Source organism: Plantibacter sp. VKM Ac-2885, assembly GCF_015351205.1.
GTDB lineage: Bacteria > Actinomycetota > Actinomycetes > Actinomycetales > Microbacteriaceae > Plantibacter > Plantibacter auratus.
The window spans coordinates 1,337,790-1,363,047 of sequence record NZ_JADKSK010000002.1 but is presented as its reverse complement, the minus strand read 5'-3'; the positions used below and the strand labels follow the sequence as shown (position 1 = coordinate 1,363,047).

Annotated in this window: 23 protein-coding genes; 4 read left to right on the top strand and 19 right to left on the bottom strand. The window is 68.9% G+C overall.

Features of this window, described 5'->3' with window-relative positions; genetic code table 11:
• Window position 1 precedes the first annotated feature (1 nt).
• From ITJ66_RS18745 to ITJ66_RS18685, 13 genes are all read right to left on the bottom strand, one after another.
• On the bottom strand, window positions 2–895 hold the full coding sequence (locus ITJ66_RS18745) for a F0F1 ATP synthase subunit gamma (protein ID WP_064295314.1): 894 nt from the start codon (window positions 893–895) through the stop codon (window positions 2–4).
• Between the two features lie 3 nt (window positions 896–898).
• Complete coding sequence (gene atpA, locus ITJ66_RS18740) at window positions 899–2,527, bottom strand: F0F1 ATP synthase subunit alpha (RefSeq protein WP_071262368.1); 1,629 nt, start codon at window positions 2,525–2,527, stop codon at window positions 899–901.
• Window positions 2,528–2,636: 109 nt separating this feature from the next.
• On the bottom strand, window positions 2,637–3,434 hold the full coding sequence (locus tag ITJ66_RS18735; protein WP_071262369.1) for a F0F1 ATP synthase subunit delta: 798 nt from the start codon (window positions 3,432–3,434) through the stop codon (window positions 2,637–2,639).
• Complete coding sequence (locus tag ITJ66_RS18730; protein WP_194645561.1) at window positions 3,434–3,982, bottom strand: F0F1 ATP synthase subunit B; 549 nt, start codon at window positions 3,980–3,982, stop codon at window positions 3,434–3,436. The genes ITJ66_RS18735 and ITJ66_RS18730 overlap by 1 nt, the downstream gene beginning before the upstream one ends.
• Window positions 3,983–4,012: 30 nt before the next feature.
• On the bottom strand, window positions 4,013–4,246 hold the full coding sequence (gene atpE / locus ITJ66_RS18725; protein ID WP_056012441.1) for an ATP synthase F0 subunit C: 234 nt from the start codon (window positions 4,244–4,246) through the stop codon (window positions 4,013–4,015).
• A gap of 46 nt (window positions 4,247–4,292) precedes the next feature.
• Entirely contained in the window at window positions 4,293–5,072 is a 780-nt protein-coding gene (atpB, locus tag ITJ66_RS18720; protein ID WP_194645808.1) for a F0F1 ATP synthase subunit A, read from the bottom strand.
• Between the two features lie 275 nt (window positions 5,073–5,347).
• Window positions 5,348–5,833, bottom strand: coding sequence for a hypothetical protein (locus ITJ66_RS18715; RefSeq protein ID WP_085513235.1), 486 nt, complete (start codon window positions 5,831–5,833; stop codon window positions 5,348–5,350).
• Complete coding sequence (locus ITJ66_RS18710; RefSeq protein WP_086473957.1) at window positions 5,830–7,095, bottom strand: MraY family glycosyltransferase; 1,266 nt, start codon at window positions 7,093–7,095, stop codon at window positions 5,830–5,832. The genes ITJ66_RS18715 and ITJ66_RS18710 overlap by 4 nt, the downstream gene beginning before the upstream one ends.
• The gene (locus ITJ66_RS18705) at window positions 7,092–7,760 is read right to left on the bottom strand and encodes an L-threonylcarbamoyladenylate synthase (RefSeq protein WP_079707193.1); all 669 of its coding nucleotides are present in this window, start codon (window positions 7,758–7,760) and stop codon (window positions 7,092–7,094) included. The genes ITJ66_RS18710 and ITJ66_RS18705 overlap by 4 nt, the downstream gene beginning before the upstream one ends.
• Window positions 7,761–7,833: 73 nt before the next feature.
• Window positions 7,834–8,820 (bottom strand): glycosyltransferase family 4 protein, encoded by a 987-nt coding sequence (locus ITJ66_RS18700; protein ID WP_191941408.1) that lies wholly within the window; start codon window positions 8,818–8,820, stop codon window positions 7,834–7,836.
• On the bottom strand, window positions 8,817–10,637 hold the full coding sequence (locus ITJ66_RS18695; protein WP_079002758.1) for a nucleoside-diphosphate sugar epimerase/dehydratase: 1,821 nt from the start codon (window positions 10,635–10,637) through the stop codon (window positions 8,817–8,819). The genes ITJ66_RS18700 and ITJ66_RS18695 overlap by 4 nt, the downstream gene beginning before the upstream one ends.
• Before the next feature lie 12 nt (window positions 10,638–10,649).
• Window positions 10,650–11,621: an NAD-dependent epimerase/dehydratase family protein gene (locus tag ITJ66_RS18690; protein ID WP_191941409.1), complete on the bottom strand. Its 972-nt coding sequence runs from the start codon at window positions 11,619–11,621 to the stop codon at window positions 10,650–10,652.
• The gene (locus ITJ66_RS18685; protein WP_137243298.1) at window positions 11,618–12,415 is read right to left on the bottom strand and encodes a glycosyltransferase family 2 protein; all 798 of its coding nucleotides are present in this window, start codon (window positions 12,413–12,415) and stop codon (window positions 11,618–11,620) included. Before ITJ66_RS18685 ends, ITJ66_RS18690 begins: the two co-directional genes overlap by 4 nt.
• Before the next feature lie 125 nt (window positions 12,416–12,540).
• Here ITJ66_RS18685 and ITJ66_RS18680 point away from each other — a divergent pair, with 125 nt between their 5' ends.
• Window positions 12,541–13,179 carry an HAD-IA family hydrolase gene (locus tag ITJ66_RS18680; RefSeq protein ID WP_370582706.1) on the top strand — a complete coding sequence of 213 codons (639 nt, stop codon included), beginning with the start codon at window positions 12,541–12,543 and terminating at the stop codon, window positions 13,177–13,179.
• 180 nt (window positions 13,180–13,359) lie between these two features.
• On the opposite strand, the gene prmC is transcribed toward ITJ66_RS18680, so the two are convergent.
• Window positions 13,360–14,268 (bottom strand): peptide chain release factor N(5)-glutamine methyltransferase, encoded by a 909-nt coding sequence (gene prmC / locus ITJ66_RS18675; protein WP_228501986.1) that lies wholly within the window; start codon window positions 14,266–14,268, stop codon window positions 13,360–13,362.
• Between the two features lie 163 nt (window positions 14,269–14,431).
• Between prmC and cysK the strand changes: the two genes are divergently transcribed.
• The 3 genes from cysK to ITJ66_RS18660 all read left to right on the top strand — a co-directional run bounded on the left by cysK (window position 14,432) and on the right by ITJ66_RS18660 (window position 17,594).
• Window positions 14,432–15,370, top strand: coding sequence for a cysteine synthase A (gene cysK / locus ITJ66_RS18670; protein ID WP_194645560.1), 939 nt, complete (start codon window positions 14,432–14,434; stop codon window positions 15,368–15,370).
• Window positions 15,371–15,379: 9 nt separating this feature from the next.
• Window positions 15,380–15,946, top strand: a complete 567-nt coding sequence (gene epsC / locus ITJ66_RS18665; protein ID WP_194645559.1) for a serine O-acetyltransferase EpsC — start codon at window positions 15,380–15,382, stop codon at window positions 15,944–15,946.
• 91 nt (window positions 15,947–16,037) lie between these two features.
• Window positions 16,038–17,594 (top strand): ABC-F family ATP-binding cassette domain-containing protein, encoded by a 1,557-nt coding sequence (locus tag ITJ66_RS18660; RefSeq protein WP_194604881.1) that lies wholly within the window; start codon window positions 16,038–16,040, stop codon window positions 17,592–17,594.
• A 65-nt stretch (window positions 17,595–17,659) separates the two neighbouring features.
• Here the strand turns inward: ITJ66_RS18660 and prfA are convergent, their stop codons facing one another.
• The 5 genes from prfA to lysA form a co-directional block, all read right to left on the bottom strand.
• Window positions 17,660–18,739, bottom strand: coding sequence for a peptide chain release factor 1 (prfA, locus tag ITJ66_RS18655; protein WP_071262434.1), 1,080 nt, complete (start codon window positions 18,737–18,739; stop codon window positions 17,660–17,662).
• 109 nt (window positions 18,740–18,848) lie between these two features.
• Window positions 18,849–21,068 carry a transcription termination factor Rho gene (gene rho, locus ITJ66_RS18650; protein WP_194645558.1) on the bottom strand — a complete coding sequence of 740 codons (2,220 nt, stop codon included), beginning with the start codon at window positions 21,066–21,068 and terminating at the stop codon, window positions 18,849–18,851.
• A gap of 232 nt (window positions 21,069–21,300) precedes the next feature.
• Window positions 21,301–22,257: a homoserine kinase gene (thrB, locus tag ITJ66_RS18645; RefSeq protein WP_071262436.1), complete on the bottom strand. Its 957-nt coding sequence runs from the start codon at window positions 22,255–22,257 to the stop codon at window positions 21,301–21,303.
• A gap of 65 nt (window positions 22,258–22,322) precedes the next feature.
• On the bottom strand, window positions 22,323–23,642 hold the full coding sequence (locus tag ITJ66_RS18640; RefSeq protein WP_079002763.1) for a homoserine dehydrogenase: 1,320 nt from the start codon (window positions 23,640–23,642) through the stop codon (window positions 22,323–22,325).
• The gene (lysA, locus tag ITJ66_RS18635) at window positions 23,639–25,045 is read right to left on the bottom strand and encodes a diaminopimelate decarboxylase (RefSeq protein WP_194645557.1); all 1,407 of its coding nucleotides are present in this window, start codon (window positions 25,043–25,045) and stop codon (window positions 23,639–23,641) included. The genes ITJ66_RS18640 and lysA overlap by 4 nt, the downstream gene beginning before the upstream one ends.
• Window positions 25,046–25,258 lie beyond the last annotated feature (213 nt).

Below are 25,258 nucleotides of genomic sequence, written 5' to 3'. Positions count from 1 at the left end.
ACTAGGACGAGAGCGCGTCTGCGCCGCCAACGATTTCGGAAATCTGCTGGGTGATCTCGGCCTGCCTCGCGTTGTTGCGGAGGCGGGTGTAGTCGGTGATGAGCTTGTCGGCGTTGTCGCTGGCCGACTTCATCGCCTTCTGCGTCGCGGCATGCTTCGCGGCGGAGGACTGCAACAGCGCGTTGAAGATCCGGCTCTCGATGTAGTTCGGGAGCAGTGCATCGAGCACGCTCTCGGCATCCGGCTCGAACTCGTACAGCGGCAGCACAGCGGTGTCGGTGGGCTCCTCGACGCCTTCGACGACCTCGAGCGGCAGGAGACGGACGACCTCGGGGGTCTGCGTCATCATGCTCACGAGGCGGTTGTAGACGATGTGGATCTCGTCGACGCCACCCTCGGAGGCGTCCGTGAGGAACGCCTTGAGGATGGACTCGCTGATCTCCTGCGCCGTGGCGAAGTCGGGGTTCTCCGTGTTGCCGACCCACTCCCCTGCAGCCTGCATCCGTCGGAACGTGAAGTAGGCGACGGCCTTCCGGCCCACGAGGTAGTGCGTGACGTCCTTACCCTGGCTACGCAGGAGCTCGGTCAGCTCGGCGGCCTCACGGAGGACCTGCGAGTTGAAGGCGCCGGCGAGGCCTCGGTCGGATGCGAACACGACGACCGCAGCCCGCTCAACCTTCTCCGGCTCGGTCGTGAGCACGTGGTCGACGTTGGAGTACGTCGCGACGGCGGACACGGCACGAGTGATCGCACGAGAATAGGGTCCGGATGCCGCCACCCGCGCCTGCGCCTTCTGGATGCGCGACGCGGCGATGAGCTCCATCGCCTTCGTGATCTTCTTGGTCGTCTGCGCAGACTTGATCTTCTGCGTGTAGACCCGGAGTTGAGCGCCCATGGACTAGCGGCGACCCTTCACGATCTTCTCCTGGTTGACGTCTTCAACCGGGAGCTCCTCGACCTGCTCCGAACCGAGGGCAGCGCCCTCGCCCGTCTGGAACTCGAGCTTGAACTGGTCGACAGCGGCATCGAGCTTCGAGACGGTGTCGTCGTCGAGCACGTTCGTGTCGCGCAGCGTGGTGAGGACCTCGGTGTTCCGACCCAGGTAGTCGAGCAGTTCGCGCTCGAAGCGGAGGACGTCCTCGACCGGGACGTCGTCCAGCTTGCCCTTGGTTCCGGCCCAGATCGAGACGACCTGCTCCTCGACGGGGTACGGCGAGTACTGCGGCTGCTTGAGCAGCTCGGTGAGGCGGGCGCCTCGGGCGAGCTGACGGCGGCTGGCCGCGTCGAGGTCCGAGGCGAACATCGCGAACGCCTCGAGCGAGCGGTACTGCGCGAGCTCGAGCTTCAGCGTTCCGGAGACCTTCTTGATGCTCTTCACCTGAGCGTCACCACCGACGCGCGAGACGGAGATACCGACGTCGACCGCGGGGCGCTGGTTGGAGTTGAAGAGGTCGGACTGCAGGAAGATCTGACCGTCGGTGATCGAGATCACGTTGGTCGGGATGTACGCCGAGACGTCGTTCGCCTTGGTCTCGATGATCGGCAGACCCGTCATCGAACCGGCGCCGAGTTCGTCGGACAGCTTCGCGCAACGCTCCAGCAGACGGGAGTGCAGGTAGAAGACGTCACCCGGGTAGGCCTCGCGTCCCGGCGGACGACGGAGGAGGAGGGAGACGGCACGGTAGGCCTCGGCCTGCTTCGACAGGTCGTCGAAGATGATCAGGACGTGCTTGCCCTCGTACATCCAGTGCTGGCCGATGGCCGAACCGGTGTACGGGGCGAGGTACTTGAAGCCGGCCGGGTCGGACGCAGGCGAGGCGACGATCGTCGTGTACTCGAGCGCGCCGGCCTCTTCCAGCGCACCCTTGACGGAGGCGATGGTCGAGCCCTTCTGGCCGATGGCGACGTAGATGCAGCGGACCTGCTTGTTGACGTCGCCCGACTCCCAGTTGGCCTTCTGGTTGATGATGGTGTCGATCGCGATCGCGGTCTTGCCGGTCTGGCGGTCGCCGATGATGAGCTGGCGCTGGCCACGGCCGACGGGGATCATGGCGTCGATCGCCTTGATGCCGGTCTGGAGCGGCTCGTGAACCGACTTGCGCTGCATGACGCCGGGAGCCTGGAGCTCCAGTGCGCGGCGGCCGGTGCTGGCGATCTCGCCGAGGCCGTCGATCGGGTTGCCGAGCGTGTCGACGACACGGCCGAGGTAGCCGTCGCCGACGGGGACCGAGAGGACCTCGCCCGTGCGGGTGACGTCCATGCCTTCGACGATCTCGTCGAACTCACCGAGGACGACGACGCCGATCTCGTGCTCGTCGAGGTTCAGCGCGAGGCCGAGGGTGCCGTTCGCGAAGCGGAGGAGCTCGTTCGCCATGGCGCCCGGGAGGCCCTCGACGTGGGCGATGCCGTCAGCGGCATCGATCACGCGTCCGACCTCGGTGGCCGCGGCGGTGCCGGGCTCGTAGGCCTTGACGAAGTCCTTGAGAGCATCCCGGATCTCGTCTGGGCTGATCGTGAGTTCTGCCATCATGTTCCTTTTGGTTGTGGAACCCGGGGGTTCCGAGAGGTGCGATCCGTCAGGATCAACGTCTTGAGTTGTGGAGACCGTCGGGCCGGTCCCCGCGCTGCACGGGCCGTTATCCGGCCAGTTGCAGACGGAGGTCGTTCAGTCGGGCAGCGAGGCTGCCGTCGATGACGTCGTCCCCGAGCTGCACGCGCAGTCCACCGACGACGGCGGGGTCGATCACCTGGTTGATCTTCACCTGACGGCCGTAGGCCGTGGCGAGGTGGCGCTCGAGGCGCTGGAGCTGCGACGCCTCGATCGGTGCGGCTGCCGTGACCGTGGCGACCGCGAGGCCCTGCTGGTCGGCGACGATGCCTGATGCGTACCGGAGCAGTTCTCCGATCCGACGGTCTCGCGGCTGCTGCACGAGCTGACCGACGATGCTGACGGTCTGCGGGCTCGCCTTGCCCGCGAGGAGGGACGCCGCCAGGGCGCCCTTCGCAGCGGACGAACCGAGCTTGCTGCTGAGCGCGAGTTCGAGCTCGTGGTTGCTCGACACGAGCTTCCCGAACTCGAACAACTCGGCCTCGATGTCGCCCTGCGCACCGGCGGAGATCGAGGCGGCCCGGAGGCCGAGCTCCTCGATGCCTGCGAGCAGGTCGGCCTCGCTGGACCAGCGGCCGGAGACGACGGTCTGCAGCAGGCCGAGCGCCTGCGCGCTCAGCTGGGTGCCGAAGATCCGCTCGACGACGGTGCGCTTGGCACCGGCGTCGGCTGCGGGGTCGCTGAGCGCCGCGCTCAGGTGGCTCGAGCCGCCGATGGCCCGGCCCGCTGCGAACAGTCCGTCCGCGGTGGCCAGATCGGCCCCGGCGCCGAGGGCGGCGAGGGCCTCCTTCGACGAGGCGAGTGCTTCTCTGGTCGCGCTTCCCATTACTTGGCTGCCTTCTCCGACGCTTCGAGCTCCGCGAGGAACCGGTCGACGACCGCCGTGGCCTTCGCGTCGTCGTTCAGCGTCTCGCCGATGACGCCACTGGCGAGGTCGAGCGCGAGCGTGCCGACCTCGGCACGCAGCGACACGACGGCCGCCTGACGCTCGGCTTCGATCTGTGCCTGAGCGCTCGCGGTGACGCGAGCGGCTTCGACCGTGGCCTGCTCCTTGAGCTCGGCGAGGATCGTCTGACCCTCGACACGAGCCTGCTCGCGGATGCGGCCGGCTTCCTGACGGGCCTCGGCGAGCTGAGCGTTGTACTGCTCGAGCGCCGCTTCGGCCTGCTTCTGCGCTTCATCGGCCTTGGCGATGTTGCCCTCGATGGCCGCTGCGCGGTCGTCGAGGAGCTTCTGCACCTTGGGCAGGATCAGCTTCCAGAAGAAACCGAGGATGATGATGAAGACGACCGCAGACCAGATGATGTCGTACCACTCTGGAATCAGCGGGTTCTTGGCCGCCTCTTCAGCAGCGGTGATCACTGCGTGAGACATCTTGCCTCCTTCGGAGATGTGAAAGGGGGCTTACTGGAAGATGAAGTAGGTCGCGATGCCGATGAAGGCGAGCGCCTCGGTGAAGGCGATACCGATCCACATGAGGACCTGGAGACGACCACCCAGCTCGGGCTGACGCGCGGTGCCTTCGATCGTCTTGCCGACGACGATACCCACACCGATGGCGGGGCCGATGGCTGCGAGACCGTAACCGACCGTCGCGATGTTTCCTTCAAGGGCGGCGAGAACGGTAGTTGCGTCCACGTTTGTTTCCTTCCGTTGGGTGAGACCTGGCGGGCGCCGGGCTCGGTTAGTGCTCTTCTGCGACCGCGAGCTGGATGTAGACCGCGGTGAGGAGGGTGAAGACGTACGCCTGGAGGACGGCCACCAGGAGCTCGAAGAGAGTGAAGGCGAGGCCGAAAGCCAGGGTGCCGACACCCATGAGGGCGAACCATCCGCCGGCCGTGAAGAGGAAGAACTGCGTCGCCGCGAAGAACAGGACGAGCAGCAGGTGCCCGACGATCATGTTCATGAGGAGTCGGAGCGTCAGCGTGAGGGGCCGGATGACGAAGGTCGAGATGAGCTCGATCGGCGTGACGATGATGTACACCGGCCACGGCACACCGGACGGGAAGAGGGAGTTCTTGAAGAATTTGCCCGGGCTCTTCTTGACGCCCGCGTAGATGAAGGTGACGTAGGACACCAGGGCGAGCACGAGCGGGACGCCGATGACCGAGCTGCCGGCGAGGTTCAGGAAGGGGATGATGCCCGTCAGGTTCATGGCGAGGACCATGAAGAAGATGGTCGTCAGGATCGGGAGGAACCGCAGGCCGTCCTTCTTACCGAGCAGGTCTTCCGCGATGTTGACGCGGACGAAGCCGAGCCCCATCTCGGCGAGGCTCTGAGCGCGGCCGGGCACGAGGCGCATCTTGCGCGTCGACAGCCAGAAGAACAGGAGGAGGGCGATGACCGCGATGAACCGGATCAGGATGACCCGGTTGATCTCGAACGGCGTCCCCTCGAAGAAGATGGCGTCTGGGAAGAACTCATTGATCGTTGGACCATGGAACCCACCATCATCGGTGGCCATCGGTGCGATCAGGTGCACGGCGTTAGCGAACAGCACGTATCTCCAGTTTCGGGGGCGTGGAGCAGAGCTCTCGCGGCGACGAACAGGGGGGATGTCTCCTCGCCGCACGCCGAAGCGGTGCTAGTGGGAGGATTCGTTGACGAGTCTAGCAAGGAAACCGGGCCCCGACGAACCCAGGGGTGGTATTCCACGGCTATATTCCGAGCCGCGACCTCGGCTGCGCCTCGAATACCGGTTCCGGCATGCTCCCGCGCGACCTGGATGCGTCCGCAGCGTCAGCCCTGGTCGGAGTCCTGCGGCGACGCCTTCGGGAGGATGTCGTCCGAGACGTAGGGCACCCGCACCTTCGCCGCCACGACGGCGTCGATCACGAGCGATCCGACGACACCGACGATGACGCTCCCGAACAGGATCGGTGCGTTGACCCACGGCTGGTCCTTCAGGATGAAGCCGAGCACGAGGAAGATGACGAACTTCACGAGCCAGCTGCCCATCACCACCCCGAACAGGATGCCGACGAAGAACTCCTGGCCGGACCAGCGGTTGGCGAAGAGGATGCTCACCGAGGTGATGCCGAGGAACACGAGCGCCATCGCGGTGCCGATGAGCGCACTCGTGAGGCCGCGGGAACCGTCGACGCTCCAGCCGACCACTCCCCCGACGACGGCGATCACGAGCGCGAGGAGCGCGCTGTACCGGAGTGCCGTGCGGAAGACCCGGTTGGCGCTCGCGTGCGAGCCGGCCTGGGCGGGAGGAGTCATGGGTGCTGGTCCTTCTTGGCGAGAGAGTCGAGGGTGTCGAGGGTGTCGCCGCTCACGGGCGCCTCGGGGTCGCGCTGCCCGGAGGCCTCGTCGAGCCGATCGTACAGCGCCGACCCGGGAGCGCCCTCCGTGCCGGCGGCCACGCGCTGCGCGAGCCGGTCGGCCCGCCTGCGGCGACCGATCGGCAGGAGCGTGAACGCCGTGCAGGTGACGACGCCCACGGAGACGAAGAGCACGGCCAGCCAGGTCGGGGCCGCGAAGAACGCCAGGCATCCGACGGAGATGACGACCGTCCAGCCGTAGAAGATGAGGACGGCGTGCACCTGGCTGTGACCGAGGTCGAGCAGCCGGTGGTGGAGGTGCATCCGGTCGGCGCTGAACGGCGACTTGCCGGCGCGGAGACGACGGAGGACGGCCAGCACGAAGTCGGCGAGCGGCACGACCAGGATGGCGAACGGCAGCAGGATCGGGATGAACGCGGGCAAGAGTTGCGTGCGGCCCAGGGCAGCCGGGTCGACCTGGCCGGTCACGGCGGCTGCGGAGGTCGCCATGAGCAGCCCCACGAGCAGCGCACCGGCATCGCCCATGAACAGTCGGGCGGGGTGCCAGTTGAGCGGGAGGAAGCCGAGGCACGCACCGACGAGGATCGCGGCGATCAGCGAAGCGAGGTTGAAGTAGTCGCTCGCCCCGGTGGAGGTCACGAGCAGCTGTGTGTAGACGAAGAACACGGTGTTCGCGATGACGGCAACACCGGCGACGAGCCCGTCGAGCCCGTCGACGAAGTTGATCGCGTTCATCACGAGCACGATGGCAAAGACCGTCATCGAGAAGGACACCCACGACGAGCCGACCGTCAGGCCACCGATGGGCAAGGAGTAGATCTGCACACCGAGCCAGGCGACGAGCCCTGCCGCCATGAACTGTGCGGCGAGCTTGATCATCCAGTCGAGGTCCCACAGGTCGTCGGCGACGCCGATCCCGACGATGAACAGGGCGGCACCGAGGATCGCCAGCACCGGCTCCGGATCGGCGAACACGAGGTCGAAGAAGGGCAGCTGCCAGGCCACGCCGAACGCGACGAGGATGCCGATGAACATCGCGACCCCACCGAGGCGCGGCGTCGGCGTCTGGTGGACGTCCCGTTCGCGGATCGGCGGGTGGAGACCGTACTTCACGCCGACCCGCCGCGCGAGGTGGGCGAAGCCGAAGGTGATGCCCGCGCTCACGACGAGCACGATGAGGTACCCGGAGAACTGGTTCATGGTTCGCGCGGCTCGGGGAGCAGATCGCCCACCACGCCGCGGATCGCCTCGCGGGAGACGGCTCCATCGCGCAGGACGACGATCCGTTCGTCGGCCGTTCCGAGTCGGGTCGCGTCGATGATCGTCGACGACTGCTCGCCGCTCTCGCCGCCGTCCAGGTAGACCGAGACCGAGTCGCCGAGCATCTCGAGCGCGGCAGCGGCGGAGGTGGCGGCCGGTCGGCCGGTGAGGTTCGCCGAGGAGACCGCGAGCGGGCCGGTGTCCTGCAGGAGTTCGAGGGTCACCGGGTTCGACGGCATCCGGAGCGCGACCGTGCCGGCGGTCTCGCCGAGGTCCCAGGCGAGCGACGGCTGGGCCTCGAGCACGATGGTCAGGCCACCGGGCCAGAACGCCTCGACCAGCCGGTGCACGGCATCGGGCACGGACGCCGCCAAGGCCTCGAGCGTGTTCACACCCGAGACGAGGACGGGCGGCGGTGACTGCCGGGTCCGACCCTTCGCGTCGAGCAGGCGCTGTACCGCGGCCGGCGAGAACGCGTCGGCGGCCACCCCGTAGACCGTGTCGGTCGGGAGCACGACCAGCTCACCCCTCGCCAGGGCCGTCCGCGCCAGGCGCATCCCGGCGAGCAACTGCGCGTGATCCTGGCAATCGAAGGTCTGCGGCATGTGGTGGGTCCTGGCTGAACGGGGCCGCCGATCGGTGATCAGTCGGCCGGATGATCGGGGTGACGACGCTCAATCATAGCCTCGGGCGTCTTCCGAGCAGTCTGGGCAGGCACAGGTAGACGGCGAGGACGAGCAGGATGCCGAGGACGGCGAGGACCTGGAAGGGCCAGGCGCCGGTCGCGACGACCACCCCGAGGAGTCCGGTGGCGAGGGTCGCGACGCTGACGACGGCGGTGGACCCGAGGTGACCGAGTCCGCCGGCGGCGAGACGCTGGTACACGTGGCTGCGATGTGCCTCGTGCAGCGGCTCCCCCCGCCGCCAGCGCGCGATGATCGTCGTCCCGGTGTCCGCGACGTACACGAGGACCGGGCCGATCAGCGCGACGAAGGAGATACCGCTGAAGGCCGCGTAGATGGCGACCGCGACGAGGGAGCCGCCGAGGAGGTAGCTGCCGACGTCGCCCAGGAACATCCGGCGCCGAGCGAGGTTCCACGGCAGGAACCCGAGGAACGCGGCCGCCACGACGAGGCCGGCTGCCGTGACGCCCGGGAGACCGGCCACGGCGCCGAGACCGGCGTAGAACCCGCCGACGACCGTGCCGTGCATCGAGGAGATGCCGTTGACGCCGTCCATGAAGTTCGCGATGTTCGTGTAAGCGACGAGTGCCAGGATCCCGAGCGGGATCCACCAGAAACTCGCGGCCATCGACACGACGAGCACCCAGGTCGCCACGAGTCCGAGCACGACCTGCAACCCGAAGCGCACCCGGACCGGGAGTCCGCGGACGTCCTCCACGGCTCCGATGGCAGCGTTCACGACCGACACGGCGGCGACGATCCAGAGCGGCAGGCTGTGGAGCAGGACCGCCGCCGTGCCGAGACCGACGGCGACCGCGACGGCGACGCCGATCCCTCCCCCGCGGATCGTCGGGGTGACGTGCATGGATCGGTGGTTCGGGGTGTCGACGACCGACCGACGGATGAGGATCGGGCGGATGGCGAGCTGGGACAGCAGGCTCACGACGAGCGCGAACACCCCCGCCAGGATGGCAACCGTCATTGCACCAGGTGGTGGGTGCCGGCGCCCTCGTCGGCGATCGTCTCCCGCCAGACGGCGATGTCGAGCAGTGCCGGGTCGAGCGGCTGGATCCGCGTGTGCGAGACCTTCGGGTGCTTCGAGCGGTCGGCGATCTCGTCGGTGTCGATGAGGACCTCGTGCAGCTTCTCGCCGTGCCGGAGACCGGTGTACACGATCTCGACGTCCTTGCCGGACGCGGCGATCATGCGCTTGGCGACGTCGAGGATGCGGACCGGACGGCCCATGTCGAGGATGAGGACCTCGCCCGGGTCGCCGATCGCGCCGGCCTGGATGACGAGCTTCGACGCTTCGGGGATCGTCATGAAGAAGCGGGTGACGTCGGGATGCGTGACCGTGACCGGACCGCCGGCCTCGATCTGGGCGGTGAACGCCGGGATGGCGGAGCCGCGGCTGCCGATGACGTTGCCGAACCGGACCGAGAGGTAGCGCGCGTCGGTCTCCTGGGCGCTCATCCAGGCGGTGAGCTTCTCGGCGATGCGTTTGCTGTAGCCGAGGACGGTCGTCGGGTTCGCGGCCTTGTCGGTCGAGATGTTGACGAAGGTGCCGACGCCGACGGCCCGCGCCGCGTTCAGCACGTTCAGGGTGCCGAGGACGTTGTTCTTCCAGGCCTCGTCGGGGTACTGCTCGAGCATCGGAGCGTGCTTCAGTGCTGCCGCGTGGAAGACGACGTCGGGACGGCGGTCCTCGAAGATCTCCATGAGCGACGGGAGGTCGCGGATGTCGGCGAGCACGACCTCCTTGGTGTCGAGCAGACCGTGTCCGGAGATCGAGAGCTGCGTGGTGTGGAGCCCCGTCTCGTCGCGGTCAAGCAGGACGAGCTCCGCCGGACCGAACTGGTTGACCTGCCGGGCGATCTCGGAGCCGATGGATCCGCCGGCACCGGTGACGAGCACGCGCTTGCCGGTGAGGTACCCCGCGATGCTCTCGACCTGCAGGTCGACGGTGTTGCGGCCGATGAAGTCCTCGACGTTGAGGTCGCGCAGGCTCGGCGCGCTCTCGCCCGTCCCGGGAGCCAGCATCGTGTCGATGGGCGGCACGACGAGCACCCGGAGCTTCGCCTCGTCGGCTCGCTCACTGACCTGGCGGATGAAGTCGTTGTCGACGTCCGCGATGCTGATGATGAGCGCCTGCGCCCCGGTGCGCTTGACGGCCGCCACCAGGTCGGCTCCCGTGCCGACCACGGCGACGGAGGCGATGCGGAAGTTGCGCTTCGAGGGGTCGTCGTCGATGACACCCACCGGGAGGTAGGGCGACTGCGGGTCGCGCATGAGCCGAGGGATGATCGACATCCCGAGCGCACCGGCTCCGTAGACGAGGACGCGCTGCGCCTCGATCGGCCGGCTGCGGCTGTCGACGAAGAGTCGCTTGACGTAGCGCGTGATGCCCATGAAGACGATCGCGAACGGGAACGCGATCACCGTGGTGGACCGTGGAACCCCCCACGCGACGCCGAACACCGCGTTGACCGCGATGAGGATCGCGGTGACGATCAGCGCGACGACGATGAGCTGTTTCGCCTCGTAGAAGCTGCCGAAGCTGTGCAGGCCGTGGTAGTAGCTCCACAGGTAGGCCACGACGAGCTGGGCGACCACGGCGATGACGCACAGGAGGACCGTCCCCACGAGGGCCACGCGCTCGTACTCGAGCTCGAACCGGACGAGCTGGGCGACCACGATGGCGAGCACCCAGCACAGTGCGTCGAGGGCGGTCTTCGCGGCGAAACGAGGACCGGGCGCCTGCGTCCATCTACGGGGGGCGTCGGGGAGCGTGGAGGTCATAACGTGTCGATCCTACCGATCGCCGGCTTCGCGTTGGCTGCGCACGGACTGCGCGTCGGGGCCGGGCGCACCGCGCTCCGCGGCGAGCGCTGCGATCGAGGACCGGAGACCGTCGTCCGTCGCCGTCGGCATGCGCTCGTGCCCGAGTGCACCGAGCAGTCGGGCTCCGGAGACGCGGTAGTCCTCGGTGAGCTTCGCGAGACGCCCGGAGTTGAGCGGCACGGCGGGGACGCGATCGCCGACGGCGGCCGCCAACCGCACGAGGGCCGGTGGGAGCGCCAGGCGACGGACCCGGCGACCGGTGACCTCGCCGATGAGGGTGACGAGGTGCCCCGTCGACACGGGCTCGTCGTCGGCGACGAGGTAGACACCCGTCGTGACGGCGGGCGTGTCGATGATGCTCGTGATCGCCCACGTGAGGTTCTGGATCGACACGAAGCTGCGCTCGTTGCGGAAGGCGTCGAGCGGGTACGGGATACCGCGGGACAGCAGACCGAACAGGAGGCGCAGGTTGCCCTTGTCCCCCGGCCCGTGCACCATCGTCGGACGGAGGACGATCGTCCGGCGACCGGCGGGCGGTTCGACGGCGAGCAGGAGCCGCTCGGCTGCGAGCTTCGACTTCCCGTACGCGGTCACCGGGTGGGGCTCGGCGGACTCGTCGAGCACGCCGTCGACCGTCGCCTCGTTCACCGCGGCGACGCTGCTCAGCTGGATGAAGGTGGCGGCGTCCGACGCCAGGAAGGCGACGTACGCGCGTTCGGCGAGGTCGGTGTTGATCCGGCGGTACACCTCGGGAGAGGCGGTGCCGTCGAGGTCGTGCGCCTTCCCGGCGAGGTTCACCACGACATCGACATCCGCGGGGAAGGGCTCCCCCGTCCACCCGCGCAACGAGAACGGCACGACCTCGTGTCCGGCCGCCTCGAGGACGGGGACGAGGTTCGTCCCAATGAAGCCGGTCGCACCGGTCACGAGCACCCGGCTCATCGTCCGAACCATCCCCACGTGCGGAAGTACACGAAGGCCCCCTGGATCGAGTACCACATCAGCTTCCGGTTGTGATGCGAGCCCTTCGCGAAGTGGTGGTGGATCGTCGCGCCGGGGTAGTACGCGGTCCGGGACACCTGGAGGAAGCGACGGGTGAGGTCGGCGTCCTCGATGTACATGAAGATCCGCTCGTCGAAGAAGCCGACGCGGTGCAGGGTGGAGGTCCGGAGGAACATGAAGCAGCCCGAGAGGTAGGGCACGTCGAACATCGTCTTGTTGTAGTCGTGCGCCGGGTTCTCGTCGATGTCGCGGTACTCGTAGCGGGCCATGCGCTTCGCGACGAGCGGCTTCAGCGGACCGGGCAGGAACCGGCGGGCGAACAGGTCGAAGACGGAGGGGTTCCGCTTGACCAGATACTGGAGGGATCCGTCGGGGTACAGCACCTTCGGCATGACGTGCCCGACCTCGGGGTGCTCGAGCATGAACTCGTGGAGCTGCTCGATCGCCTCCGGCTCGAAGTACACGTCCGGGTTGACCACCATGTGGAACTTCGAACGCCCGAGGACCTTCGCGATCGCGAGGTTGTGGGCGGCGCCGAAGCCGGGGTTCGAGGGGTTGTGCAGGTACTCGACCCGCGGGTCGGCCGCGAGGTCGCGGAGCTCGTCCGTCGGCGAGTTGTCGACGAGGTACAGCGTCTCGACGAGCGGGCTCCCGAGGGTCGAGTCGATGGCCGCACGCAGCTTGTCGCGATCGTTCCGGTACATGACGATGCAGGCGGTCACAGGACGGTCCACGGTTCACCCTCTCCGGCGGCGGGGACGGCACCGCCGAGGCACGACGGACGTGGGCCCGACGCGCCTGGTCAGTCTACGTGCTGCCCGCGTCCGGTCCTGGGAGCCCGGGGCCGCATACTGGAGTGGTGCCAGAGCGTGTGTTCTTCTTCGACTGCGACAAGACCCTGTACGACTACGACTTCCGGAAACGCCTCCCGGCGCTCTCCCGGTTGACGGGCGTGAGCCAGTACCGGCTCGCGAAGCTGTGGTGGGTCGGCGGGCATGAGGCCGCGGCCAACATCGGCGAGTACCCCACCAGCGACGACTATCTGGCGGTGTTCGCCGAGGTCACCGGGTACCCGCTGTCCCTCGAGGAGTGGCGCGAGGCCCGCGCGGCGGCGATGACGCCGGTTCCCGGCGTCCTGGCCACCCTCGCCCGTGCCTCGACCCTCGGCACGGTCTCCCTGCTGTCGAACAATCCGATCCCGTTCCGGGACTCCTTCGCGCAGCTGGCTCCCGAAGCCGCAGCCCTCCTCGGCGAGAACGACCTCGTGTCCGCCGTCCTCGGAGCGGAGAAACCCGAGCCCCGTGTCTACACCCGCGCGCTCAGCCGCTACGGGGTCGCACCCGGCCGCACCATGCTCATCGACGACTCTGCGGCGAACTGCGTGGGCGCCGAGGCCGTGGGGATGCACGCGTTCCAACTGACGAAGGACGCCTCAGGTGCCTTCGACGTCGCGGGACTCGACGCCGCGGTCGACGCCTTCGTGGCGGCCACACCCTGACTCGGCCCACCGGGCGGTACGTCCCACCGGTCCCTGAACCGAACCATCGGTCCCTGAGCCGACCCATCGGTCCCTGAGCTTGTCGAAGGGCGGCGGATCCACGGCTCGGACTCGCCCTTCGACAGGCTCAGGGACCGCAAGAGGGGCCTACGGAGCGGAGAAGCTCGGGCTCGCGACGCGTCAGCGGATCGCGATGGTGGTGCGGTCGCGGGTGGTGAGGTCGCGGTGGGTCGCCGCAGCGTGCCAGCCGTCGGCCGTGAGCAGCTCGCGGATGGCCTGCCCCTGGAGTTCACCGTGCTCGATGATGAGCGTGCCGCCCCGGTGGAGCAGGCGCTGCGCGGTGGCGGACACCTGACGCACCACGTCGAGACCGTCCGGCCCGCCGTACAGCGCGGCCGAGGGGTCGTGGAGACGCACTTCGGGATCGCGCGGGATCGCGTCGTCCGGGACGTACGGGGGGTTCGAGATCACGACGTCCACCGAGCCGTCGAGCTCGTGGAAGGCGTCGGCGAGGTGCTCGAAGACGACGGTGGCGTTGTCGGCACCGGATTCGGCGAAGTTCCGTCTCGCCCAGATGAACGCCTCGACCGAGTTCTCGGTCGCGTAGATCGCCGCGTTCGGGACCTCGGTCGCCATCGCCAGCGCGATGGCTCCACTGCCGGTGCCGAGGTCGACGCCGATGGGCCGAGGGATCGGCACGGCCCGGAGCGCGTCGATCGCGAACTGCACGACCGACTCGGTCTCGGGGCGCGGGACGAAGACGCCCGGTCCGACCGCGAGTTCCATCGAACGGAACGCGGCGCGACCGGTGATGTGCTGCAGCGGTTCGCGCGCGGCCCGACGCTCGACCAGCTCGGCGAACACGGTGCGCTCTTCGGCGTCGAGCACGCGACCGGTGATCGCCGCGGCCTGCACGGCACCACGACCGAGACCGAGCACGTGTCCGAGGAGGAGCTCCGCGTCGACGTCGGGTGACGGCACGGCTGCGCGGGTGAGGATCTCGACGGCGTGTTGGCGCGCGAGTTCGACGGTCGCAGGGTGGCCGGCGGACGGGGTGTCTGCGGCGGCGGCGGAAGGGGTGCTGGGCATGAGCGAGGTCATCATCTGGGGCGGCCTGGTCGGGTGGGCCGCACCGAGCCTACCCCACCGCCTCGGCGCGGCGGCGGGCCGGTAACCCTCGTCGTCACACGGGACCCCGCCGATCGACCAGGTCGTAGGCTGAACCGAGCCCCGTTCGAGGAAGAGGAACACCGTGCCCGGCACCGTCTACACCGACATCACCCAGGCCTACGGGCGCACCCCGCTCGTCCGCCTGAACCGCATCGCCGAGGGCGTCGGCGCGACCGTCCTGGCGAAGCTGGAGTTCTACAATCCCGGATCGAGCGTCAAGGACCGCCTGGGCATCGCGCTCGTCGACGCGGCGGAGGCCTCGGGCCAGCTGCAGCCGGGAGGGACCATCGTCGAGTCGACGAGCGGGAACACCGGCATCGCGCTCGCCCTCGTGGGAGCCGCCCGGGGCTACCGGGTCATCCTCACGATGCCGGCCTCGATGAGCAAGGAACGCCGGACCCTCCTCCGCGCCTACGGTGCCGAGCTCGTCCTCACCGATCCGACCAAGGGGATGGCGAACGCCGTGCAGGAGGCGCAGCGCATCGTCGCCGAGCACCCCGGCGCCGTCTGGGTCAGGCAGTTCGAGAACGAGGCGAACCCCGCCATCCACCGGCGGACGACCGCACCCGAGATCTGGGAGGACACCGCCGGCACGGTCGACGCGTTCGTCGCGGGCATCGGGACGGGCGGGACGATCACCGGCGTCGGGGGCTGGCTCCGCGAGCACAACCCCGACGTGCAGATCATCGCCGTGGAACCCGCGGACTCCCCGCTGCTCAGCGAGGGTCGCGCCGGTGGACACAAGATCCAGGGCATCGGCCCGAACTTCGTGCCCGACATCCTCGACACCTCGTTGTTCAGCGAGATCATCCCGGTCGAGACCGACACGGCCTACGCGACCGCACGACGCCTCGCGACCGACGACGGCATCATCGGCGGCATGTCCTCCGGCGCCGCGGTGTGGGCGGCCCTCGAGGTCGGACGCCGTCCGGAGATGGCCGGCAAGACCATCGTCGTCATCATCCCCGACGCGGGCGAGCGCTACCTGTCGACGACGATGTACGACGACCTGCGCGACTAGGCTCGACGCATGGGAATGCTGTCGCGGGTCCGCGAGGACATCGGTGCCGCACGCGCACACGATCCGGCGGCCCGCGGCACCATCGAGATCGCGCTCAGCTACTCCGGCCTGCACGCCGTCTGGGCGTACCGGCTGCACCATCGCCTGTGGCTGCGCGGCTTCCGCACCCTCGCCCGGTTCGGCTCCCAGTTCACCCGGTTCCTCACCGGGATCGAGATCCACCCGGGCGCCCGGATCGGCAGACGGTTCTTCATCGACCACGGCATGGGCGTCGTCATCGGCGAGACGGCCGAGGTGGGCGACGACGTCATGATCTTCCACGGCGTGACCCTCGGCGGGAAGAGCCGCGGCGTCGGCAAGCGCCACCCGACGATCGGTGACGGCGTCGCCGTCGGCGCCGGGGCGAAGATCCTCGGGCCCATCCTGATCGGTGCGGGGACCATCGTCGGCGCGAACGCCGTCGTCACCAAGGCGTGCCCACCCCGCAGCCTGCTGCTCGGTGTCCCAGCGGTCGAGCGCCCGCGCGGGAGCGGCACGCACGGTCTCGCGTTGCTCGATCCCGAGTACCACATCTGATCCGCGCGAGGTGAGGCGGTCCGTCGTCCACGTCTCCCCCGGACGACGATCTCCCGCTTCCCACCCGCACCCCGTTCCTCGAGAGGTCCCCATGAGTCTCATCCGCCTGCACGACGTCACCGTCCGGTTCGAGGAGCGCCCGGTACTCCGCGACGTCTTCTTCCGGCTCGAGCCAGGCGACCGGGTCGGGCTCATCGGCCGGAACGGCTCCGGCAAGTCCACCCTCCTGAAGCTCGCGCTCGACCAGCTCCAACCGGACTCCGGCACCGTGACCATCGAGGACGGGACGCGGATCGGGTACTTCTCGCAGTTCTCGGAGCTCGACGGCAGCGCAACCATCACCGAGGTCCTCGAAGGACTCTTCGGTCACATCCACGCCATCGAGGCGGAACTCGCATCCATCGACGCCGCGATCGCCGCCGACCCGAACGACCTCGACGGGATGACGAAGCTCATCGAACGGCAGGCCGAGCTCTTCGAGGAGATGGAGCGCCAGGACGGTTGGGACTACCAGCGCCACATCGACACCGCCCTCACCACACTCGGCTTCGACGCCGCGCGCCGCGTGCTCCCCATCGACTCCCTCTCCGGCGGCTGGCGCAACCGCGCGGCGCTCGCGAAGATCCTCCTCGAGCGCCCGGACGTCCTGCTCCTCGACGAGCCGACGAACTTCCTCGACGTCGCGGGGGTCGAGTGGCTCGAATCCTGGTTCGGCTCGTTCCGCGGCGCGGCCATCGTCGTCTCGCACGACCGGACCTTCCTCGACGCCGTGGTCACCCGCATCGTCGAGGTCGAGAACTTCCACCTCCACGAGTATCCCGGCAGCTTCGACGAGTACGTCGTCCAGAAGCAGTTCCGACTCAAGAGCCTCGAGGCGCAGTTCGTCCACGAGTCCGAGCTGCTCGCCTTCGAGGCCGAGGGCATCTCGGACCGTCGCGAGGCGGCCAAGGCCGCCGGGAAGAAGGACCTCTCCTCGCAGCTGGCGAAGATCAAGAAGGCCAGGCCGCCGCGTCCGGTCGACGACATCATCACCGACATCTACGGCGGCCTGCACATCAAGGACACGCTCTGCCGGATCCAGGGGCTCACGAAGGCCTACGGCGAGCACACGCTGTTCGACGGGCTCGACCTCGAGATCGGCCGCCGCGAACGCATCGTCGTCCACGGACCGAACGGCGCGGGCAAGTCCACCTTCCTCCGGATCCTCGAGGGCGACGAACGCCCCGACGCCGGTCACGTCACCTGGACCGGCGGGGTCCGATACGCGTCCTACAACCAGATGGTCGACGAGCTGGACCTCACCGACACGGTCGCGCACGCCGTCGGCGCCATGCCCGACAGCCTCGCCTTCGCGGCGACGAAGAAGTCGGTGAACCGCTTCCTCGGCATGTTCCAGTTCTCCGACGCCGACCTCAAGCAGAAGATCGGCATGCTCTCGGGTGGGCAGCGCGCCCGCGTCGCCATGGCCCAGTGCCTGCTCTCCGGAGCTTCGGTGCTCCTCCTCGACGAGCCGACGAACCACCTGGACCTCGCGAGCACGCAGGTGATGGAACGCGCACTCGTGCACTTCCCCGGCGCCATCGTCGTGGTCAGCCACGACCGGTTCTTCGCCGACAAGGTCGCGACGAAGCGACTGCGCATCGGCTGAACGACGAAAGCTCAGTCGTGGTCGTCATCCGAGCGGGATGACGACCACGACTGCGCTTTCGAGTCCTAGTCCTGGTCGCCGATGTCGGCCAGGCGTGCCTCCTCGTCGGCGGTGATCGCAGATTCGATGATCGGCCCGAGCGCGCCGTTCATGACGCCGTCGAGGTTGTAGGCCTTGTACCCGGTCCGGTGGTCGGCGATCCGGTTCTCCGGAAAGTTGTAGGTGCGGATGCGCTCGGAGCGGTCCATCGTGCGGATCTGCGTCTTGCGGGCCGCGCTGTCGAGTGCCGCCTGCTCCTCCTGCTGACGCGCGAGGATGCGGGCGCGGAGCACGCGCATACCGGCCTCACGGTTCTGCAGCTGGCTCTTCTCGTTCTGCATCGACACCACGATGCCGGTCGGCAGGTGGGTGATACGCACCGCGGAGTCCGTGGTGTTGACCGACTGACCGCCGGGGCCGCTCGACCGGTAGACGTCGATCTTCAGGTCGTTCTGGCTGATCTCGACCTCCTCCGGCTCATCGACCTCGGGGAAGACGAGGACACCCGTCGTGGAGGTGTGGATGCGGCCCTGGGACTCGGTGGCCGGCACACGCTGCACGCGGTGCACGCCGCCCTCGTACTTGAGGTGCGCCCAGACCCCCTGCGACGGATCGGTCGCGTTCGACTTGATCGCCACCTGGACGTCCTTGTAGCCGCCGAGGTCGCTCTCGGTGCGTTCGAGGAGCTCGGTCTTCCACCCCTTGGACTCCGCGTAGTGCAGGTACATCCGGAGCAGGTCGGCGGCGAAGAGCGCGCTCTCGGCGCCGCCCTCGCCACCCTTGATCTCCATGATGACGTCGCGGCCGTCGTCGGGGTCGCGCGGGATGAGTAGACGGCGGAGCTTCTCCTGGTTGGTCACCAGCAGCTCTTCGAGCACCGGCACCTCCTCGGCGAACGCCTCGTCCTCCTTGGCGAGTTCTCGAGCGGCGTCGAGGTCCTCCTGCGTCGCCTGCCAGGTGTGGTAGGCCGCGATGATCTTCGACAGCTCGGCGTAGCGGCGGTTGATCTTCTTCGACCGTGCGGGGTCGGCGTGGACCGCCGGGTCGGCGAGCTGATCCTGGAGATCCTTGTGCTCGGCGACGAGCGTCTCAACTGATTCGAACATCGTTCTCTTCCTTCATCACCATCATGCGGCACCGGGGGCGAAACGGGACCGACCCCACCCGTTCCCGATGCCGGTGCGGCGCGGGTACGGATGGGGTCGGTCGGGACCGCTAGCGGTGGTTGTTCTCGTGTCCGTGGCTGTGCGAGGTCGGTGCGGGCATCGACTTCTGCATCTGGACGAGGAACTCCACGTTGGACGTGGTCTCCTTCAGCTTGCCGAGGACGACCTCGAGGGCCTGCTGCTGGTCGAGGCCGGCGAGGGCACGACGCAGCTTCCAGGTGACCTTGACCTCGTCGGGGGCGAGCAGCATCTCCTCGCGGCGGGTCGAGGACGCGTTGACGTCCACGGCCGGGAAGATCCGCTTGTCGGCGAGCTGGCGCGAGAGCCGGAGCTCCGAGTTGCCGGTGCCCTTGAACTCCTCGAAGATGACCTCGTCCATCTTGGAACCGGTCTCGACGAGCGCGGTCGCGAGGATCGTGAGGGATCCGCCGTTCTCGATGTTGCGAGCGGCTCCGAAGAAACGCTTCGGCGGGTACAGCGCCGCGGCGTCGACACCGCCGGAGAGGATCCGACCCGAGGCGGGTGCGGCCAGGTTGTAGGCACGACCGAGACGCGTGATCGAGTCGAGCAGCACGACGACGTCGTGGCCGAGCTCAACGAGACGCTTGGCGCGCTCGATCGCGAGTTCAGCGACCGTCGTGTGGTCCTCGGCCGGACGGTCGAAGGTGGAGGCGATGACCTCACCCTTCACCGTGCGCTGCATGTCGGTGACCTCTTCGGGACGCTCGTCGACGAGCACGACCATGAGGTGGACCTCAGGGTTGTTGATCGAGATCGCGTTGGCGATCTGCTGCAGGACGATGGTCTTCCCGGCCTTCGGCGGGGCGACGATCAGGCCGCGCTGGCCCTTGCCGATCGGTGCGACGAGGTCGATGATGCGCTGCGTGAGCTTCGTCTGCTCCGTCTCGAGACGGAGGCGCTCCTGCGGGTACAGCGGGGTCAGCTTGCCGAACTCGACGCGTGCGCCGGCCTCGTCGACGGACAGGCCGTTGACGGAGTCGACCTTGACGATCGCGTTGTACTTCTGGCGGCTGCTGCTGTCGTTGTCGCGCGGCTGACGGATGGCCCCGACGACGGCGTCGCCCTTGCGCAGGTGGTACTTCTTCACCTGGCCGAGCGAGACGTAGACGTCGTTGGTGCCCGGGAGGTAGCCGGAGGTGCGCACGAAGGCGTAGTTGTCGAGGACGTCGAGGATGCCGGCGACCGGGATGAGGACGTCGTCCTCGGCGATCTCGGGCTCGACGTCGTCGTTCTGCACGGATCCGCGACGCTTGCGGTCGCGGTAGCGGCTGCGGCCGCCACGACCCTCGGACTCGTCGCCCGGTGCGCCCTGGTTGCCCTGACCGCCCTGGTTGCCGCGGTTCTGCCCCTGCTGCTCCTGCTTGGCGTCGGCCTTCTGGCCGGCGTCGGCGTTCTGGCCACCGGTGTTCTGGTTGCCGTTGTTCTGGCCGCCGTTGTTCTGGTTGCGGCCTCGGCCACGACCGCGGCGCCCGCCGGACGACTGGCCGTCCTGCTGCTCGCCGTCCTGGGTGTCGTCGGCGTCCGTGTTCGCGGCGTCGTCGTTCGAGTCCTGCTCGGAGGCGTTCTGTGCGGCGCGGTTCTGCTCGCCGCCGGCCTGCTCGCCGGTGCCCTGCTCAGCCGTGTTCTGCTCGGCGTCGTCGGCGTTGCGGTCGCGATCCCGTCCGCGACCACGGCGGTTGCCGCGCGAACGCCTCGGCGTCTGCTCGGAGGTCGTCTCGTCGGCGCTCGGCGACTCGGCGGTCGCGGCGGCGTCATCGGACTGCTCGGCGGGAGCCGCGTCGGCCGGAGCGGACGGTGCCTCGACCTCGACCGGGGCGGGTGCGGCAGCCGGCGCAGCCGGTGCCTCGACGACGGGGGCGCCGACGATCGGGGTCGCGTTCGGGGCGACGGTGGCCGTCGTGGCCCGGCGGGACTTGCGTCGCGCCGGCGGGGCCGCCTTCTCGGCACCGAAGGCCTGGTCGAGCGCGAGGTCGAGCTCGGGCAGCTTGGACTGCACCGGTGCCTCCGGCGCGACTTCGAGCGCGGAGACCGACTCGATGACGTCGGCGGTCTCGGTGACCGCGGCCTCGGTGTCGGTGTCGGTGCTGTTCTGGATGGTCTGGATGGCTTCGACCAGCTCGCCCTTGCGGAGCTTTGAGGCTCCGGCCACTCCGAGAGCGGCGGCGAGACGCTGCAGGTCGGCGACCTTGAGCGTCTTCGGGTCGGCATCCAGCGAGACGCCTGAGGCGCCTTCGTTGACGTCTGTCACGTGTGTCTTCCTTCCCTTGCGTCGAGACAGAGCTGTCTCGCGCAGGCGGCGATCGCACCGGAATCCTGTGCGGCGGGTGGGTGATGTTCACACGACGCAGAGCCTGTGCGGATAGCCCGGTGCGACGACCCGGCGGAGCGCTGCTCAGCAGGATGGAAACACGGTGGGACCCGAACAGACGCGATCAATTGGTGCGAAAGCGATGATTGTGCGGAATTGCCCCGGAAGCCGGTTACGCCGAAGAGGCGGGGTGGGCCGGGTGCCCTCCCACTGTAGCACCCTTGAAGTCGACCGCGAGCATGAGCGACTGCCACGGGGTGGTGGCGTGCTCGGCGACCAGCGCGGTGGCTTCGAGGCGTCGTCCGGGATCGTCCGCGAGGACGAGGATCGACGGGCCGGCGCCGGACACGACGGCGGCGAAGCCGTGCTCACGCAGCAGCGTGATGAGGGTGTTCGTCTCGGGCATCGCGGCGGCGCGGTAGCTCTGGTGGAGCCGGTCCTCGGTGGCTGCGAGCAGGAGCTCGGGGCTCTGCGTGAGCGCGGCGACGAGGAGCGCCGAACGCGAGACGTTGAACGCCGCGTCGGCGTGTGGCACGTTGGCAGGCTGCAGGCTGCGGGCGAGTTCCGTGGACATCGTGTGCTCGGGGACGAGCACGAGCGGCGAGACCCCGCGGTGCACGATGAGCTTCTTGTGCTGCGGGCCGTCGTCCGTCGTCCACGCGATCGTCAGGCCGCCGAACAGCGCCGGAGCGACGTTGTCGGGGTGACCCTCCATCTCCGTCGCGAGCCGGAGGAGGTCGTCCGGTCCGAGCTCGACCCGACCCTCGAGGAGCCCCTTCGCCGCCATGATGCCGGAGACGATCGCGGCGCCCGAGGAACCGAGGCCGCGGCCGTGCGGGATGACGTTCCGCGCGACGACGTCGAGACCGGGGAGGTCGTGGCCGTAGGCACGCAGGGCGTGGGCGATCGCGGTGATCACGAGGTTCGACGCGTCGGTCGGCACCTCGCCGGCACCGACGCCGATGACCTCCACGAACACGCCCGGCTCCTCGCGGACCGTGACGGTCAGCTCGTCGTACAGGGCGAGCGCCAGACCGAGCGTGTCGAAGCCGGGTCCGAGGTTGGCGGTGGTCGCCGGCACCTTCACGGTGACGGTGCGTCCGATCGCAAGCGGTTCGGTGTGACTCATAGGGATGCCTGCAATCTGGTGAGAGGTCGGCGAGCGACGCGGTCGGTGGTCGTGCGGTTCGGCACCTACTCGGCTCCTTCGACCCGGAGCACGGACACGACCCGCTCGACGTGGGCGTTCGAGGCGAGCTGCTCGACGGTGGCCGCGAGGGCCGATTCGAGCGCCCGGTGGGTGCCGATGACCAGGGTAGCGGTCGACAGCGTCCCGTCCGAGGAGGCCACGGACTGCTGGAAGGTCTCGACCGAGACGCCGCCGTCGCTGAGGATCCCCGCGACCGCGGCGAGCACGCCGGGTTCGTCCGCCACCTCGAGGGTGACCTGGTATCGCGTCGTGACGCGGCCGATCTCGAGGACCGGCAGGTCGGCGTGCGTGGACTCGCCGACACCGGGGCCGCCGGCGACGTGACGACGGGCCGCCGAGACGAGGTCGCCGAGCACCGCGGAGGCGGTCTCCTTGCCACCGGCGCCGGCGCCGTAGAACATCAGGCTCCCGGCGTTCTCGGCCTCCACGAAGACCGCGTTGTTGCCGCCGTGTACGGCGGCCAGTGGGTGCTCCCGACCGATGAGTGCCGGGTAGACGCGGGCGGACAGGCCCTCCTCGCCGGTGGTCTCGTCGACGATCCGCTCGGCGATCGCCAGCAGCTTGATGACGTAGCCCTCGCTGCGGGCGAGGTCGACCTGCGCCTTCGTGATGCCGGTGATGCCCTCACGGTGGACGGCCTCGACGGGGACGGTGGTGTGGAAGGCGAGACTCGCCAGAATGGTCGCCTTCTGCGCCGCGTCGTAGCCCTCGACGTCGAGGGTCGGGTCGGCCTCGAGGTACCCGAGCTCGCTCGCGACGGCTGCCGCGTCCTCCATCGTGTCGCCGAAGCGGTCCATCCGGTCGAGCATGTAGTTCGTGCTGCCGTTGACGATGCCGAGCACCCGGTTGATGCGGTCGCCTGCGAGGCTCTCCCGCAGCGGCCGGATGATCGGGATCGCCGCGGCGACGGCCGCCTCGTAGTACAGCTGGGCGCCGACCTGCTCAGCGGCGTCGAACAGTTCAGGGCCGTGCGTCGCGAGCAGCGCCTTGTTGGCGGTGACGATGTCGGCACCGGCGTTGATGGCCTGCAGGATGTGGCTGCGCGCCGGCTCGATGCCGCCGATGAGCTCGATCACGATGTCGGCGCTCAGGATGAGCTGCTCGGCATCGGTCGTGTACAACTCCTTCGGCAGGTCGACGTCGCGAGGTGCGTCGACGTCGCGCACGGCGATGCCGATGAGCTCGAGGCTCGCTCCGGCGCGGGACGCCAGTTCGTCGGCGTGCTCGAGCAGCAGACGCGCCACCTGCGAGCCCACCGATCCGGCGCCCAGCAGGGCGACCTTCAGTCCGCGGTATTCGATCATTCCGTGTCCAATCCCGCATCGCGGCTGAGGAGGTCGTGCTCGGTCTCGCCGCGCACGATGACGCGGGCCGCGCCACCCGACACGGCGACGACGGCCGGGCGACCGAGGTAGTTGTAGTTGCTCGCGAGGGACCAGCAGTAGGCCCCGGTCGCGGGGACGGCCAGGAGGTCGCCGTCGCGGACGTCCGCCGGCAGGTAGTCGGCGTTCACGACGATGTCGCCCGACTCGCAGTGCTTGCCGGCGATCCGGACAAGCGCGGGGGACGCGTCGCTCACGCGATCGGCGATCCGGACCGTGTAGTCCGCGCCGTACAACGACGGCCGGGCGTTGTCGCTCATCCCGCCGTCGACGCTGACGTAGCGGCGGACGGCCGTCTCGCCCTCGTCGTTCCAGGCGACCACGACGTCCTTGATCGTGCCGACCTCGTAGAGCGTGATGCCGGCGCCGCCGATGATCGCGCGTCCCGGTTCGAAGGCGAGCTTCGGGATCCGGACGCCGTGGAGGTCTGCCGCAGCCTGGACACCGGCGAGGATGTCCGCCGCGAGCTGCTCGATCGGCGTCGGGTCGTCGGCGCTGGTGTAGGCGATGCCGAAGCCGCCACCGAGGTTGAGCTCGGGCACGGGGCCGCCCTCGAGCAGGCGCGCGTGCACGGCGAGCAGGCGGGCGGCGGATTCGGCGAACCCGTCGGACCCGAAGATCTGCGAGCCGATGTGGCAGTGGAGTCCGAGGAAGTCGAGCGAGGCGTGCGACCGGATGCGCGCGACGGCGTCGGCGGCGTCCTCGAGCGGCAGGCCGAACTTCTGGTCCTCGTGGGCGGTCGCGAGGTACTCGTGCGTGTGGGCGTGGACGCCGCTGTTCACGCGCAGGCGCACCGATTGGACCCGGCCGGCGCGCTCGGCCGCCGCGGCGACGCGGTCGATCTCGGTGAGGCTGTCGAGCACGATCGCGCCGATCCCGACACCCACGGCTCGCTCGATCTCAGCGACCGACTTGTTGTTGCCGTGGAAGCCCAGCTGGGCCGGGTCGGTTCCGGCGGCGAGTGCGACGGCGAGTTCTCCACCGCTGCAGATGTCGATACGGAGGCCCTCCGCCGTCATCCACCGCGCGACCTCGGCCGAGAGGAACGCCTTCCCCGCGTAGTAGACGGCGACACTCGTGCCGCGGGCCGCCGCTTCACGCTCGAACGCCTCTCTCAGCGTGCGGGCGCGGGCCCGCGCGTCGTCCTCGTCGACGACGTAGAGCGGCGTGCCGAAGCGCTCCTGGAGCGTGCGGACGTCGACGCCGCCGAGCTGCAGGAGGCCGTCGGTGTCGCGGGCGGCCGAGGCCGGCCACACGGCCGGGTCGAGCGCGTTCGGATCGACGGGCTCGGCGAGCCAGTCGGGGGCGAGGGGGTTTCTGGCCACGGGGGTGTCCTGAGTCCTGTTGAGCGGAAAAGGAGGTTCTCGTTGGGCGAGCGGACCCGGTTTGGCCCCTGAAGCACCGATTTGCAGAGCACCGATGAAGGTGGATGCGCACGACCCGGTGGTTGGTGATCCCGGTCGTCCGCACCCATCGCCGCTCGGTTGGAACGACTGTGGTGGAACACGGGCCCGAGGGCCCGACGGCACACCTCACCG

Coding starts and splice junctions, on each gene's coding strand:
- ITJ66_RS18660 (WP_194604881.1), top strand. CDS start 16,038: ATGAGTCTCATCCGCCTGCACGACGTCACCGTCCGGTTCGAGGAGCGC.
- ITJ66_RS18730 (WP_194645561.1), bottom strand. CDS start 3,982: ATGTCTCACGCAGTGATCACCGCTGCTGAAGAGGCGGCCAAGAACCCG.
- ITJ66_RS18640 (WP_079002763.1), bottom strand. CDS start 23,642: ATGATCGAATACCGCGGACTGAAGGTCGCCCTGCTGGGCGCCGGATCG.
- ITJ66_RS18710 (WP_086473957.1), bottom strand. CDS start 7,095: ATGAACCAGTTCTCCGGGTACCTCATCGTGCTCGTCGTGAGCGCGGGC.
- ITJ66_RS18715 (WP_085513235.1), bottom strand. CDS start 5,833: ATGACTCCTCCCGCCCAGGCCGGCTCGCACGCGAGCGCCAACCGGGTC.
- ITJ66_RS18745 (WP_064295314.1), bottom strand. CDS start 895: ATGGGCGCTCAACTCCGGGTCTACACGCAGAAGATCAAGTCTGCGCAG.
- atpB (WP_194645808.1), bottom strand. CDS start 5,072: ATGGCCACCGATGATGGTGGGTTCCATGGTCCAACGATCAATGAGTTC.
- ITJ66_RS18700 (WP_191941408.1), bottom strand. CDS start 8,820: ATGACGGTTGCCATCCTGGCGGGGGTGTTCGCGCTCGTCGTGAGCCTG.
- ITJ66_RS18705 (WP_079707193.1), bottom strand. CDS start 7,760: ATGCCGCAGACCTTCGATTGCCAGGATCACGCGCAGTTGCTCGCCGGG.
- ITJ66_RS18690 (WP_191941409.1), bottom strand. CDS start 11,621: ATGAGCCGGGTGCTCGTGACCGGTGCGACCGGCTTCATTGGGACGAAC.
- ITJ66_RS18695 (WP_079002758.1), bottom strand. CDS start 10,637: ATGACCTCCACGCTCCCCGACGCCCCCCGTAGATGGACGCAGGCGCCC.
- prfA (WP_071262434.1), bottom strand. CDS start 18,739: ATGTTCGAATCAGTTGAGACGCTCGTCGCCGAGCACAAGGATCTCCAG.
- prmC (WP_228501986.1), bottom strand. CDS start 14,268: ATGCCCAGCACCCCTTCCGCCGCCGCCGCAGACACCCCGTCCGCCGGC.
- atpA (WP_071262368.1), bottom strand. CDS start 2,527: ATGGCAGAACTCACGATCAGCCCAGACGAGATCCGGGATGCTCTCAAG.
- epsC (WP_194645559.1), top strand. CDS start 15,380: ATGGGAATGCTGTCGCGGGTCCGCGAGGACATCGGTGCCGCACGCGCA.
- thrB (WP_071262436.1), bottom strand. CDS start 22,257: ATGAGTCACACCGAACCGCTTGCGATCGGACGCACCGTCACCGTGAAG.
- ITJ66_RS18735 (WP_071262369.1), bottom strand. CDS start 3,434: ATGGGAAGCGCGACCAGAGAAGCACTCGCCTCGTCGAAGGAGGCCCTC.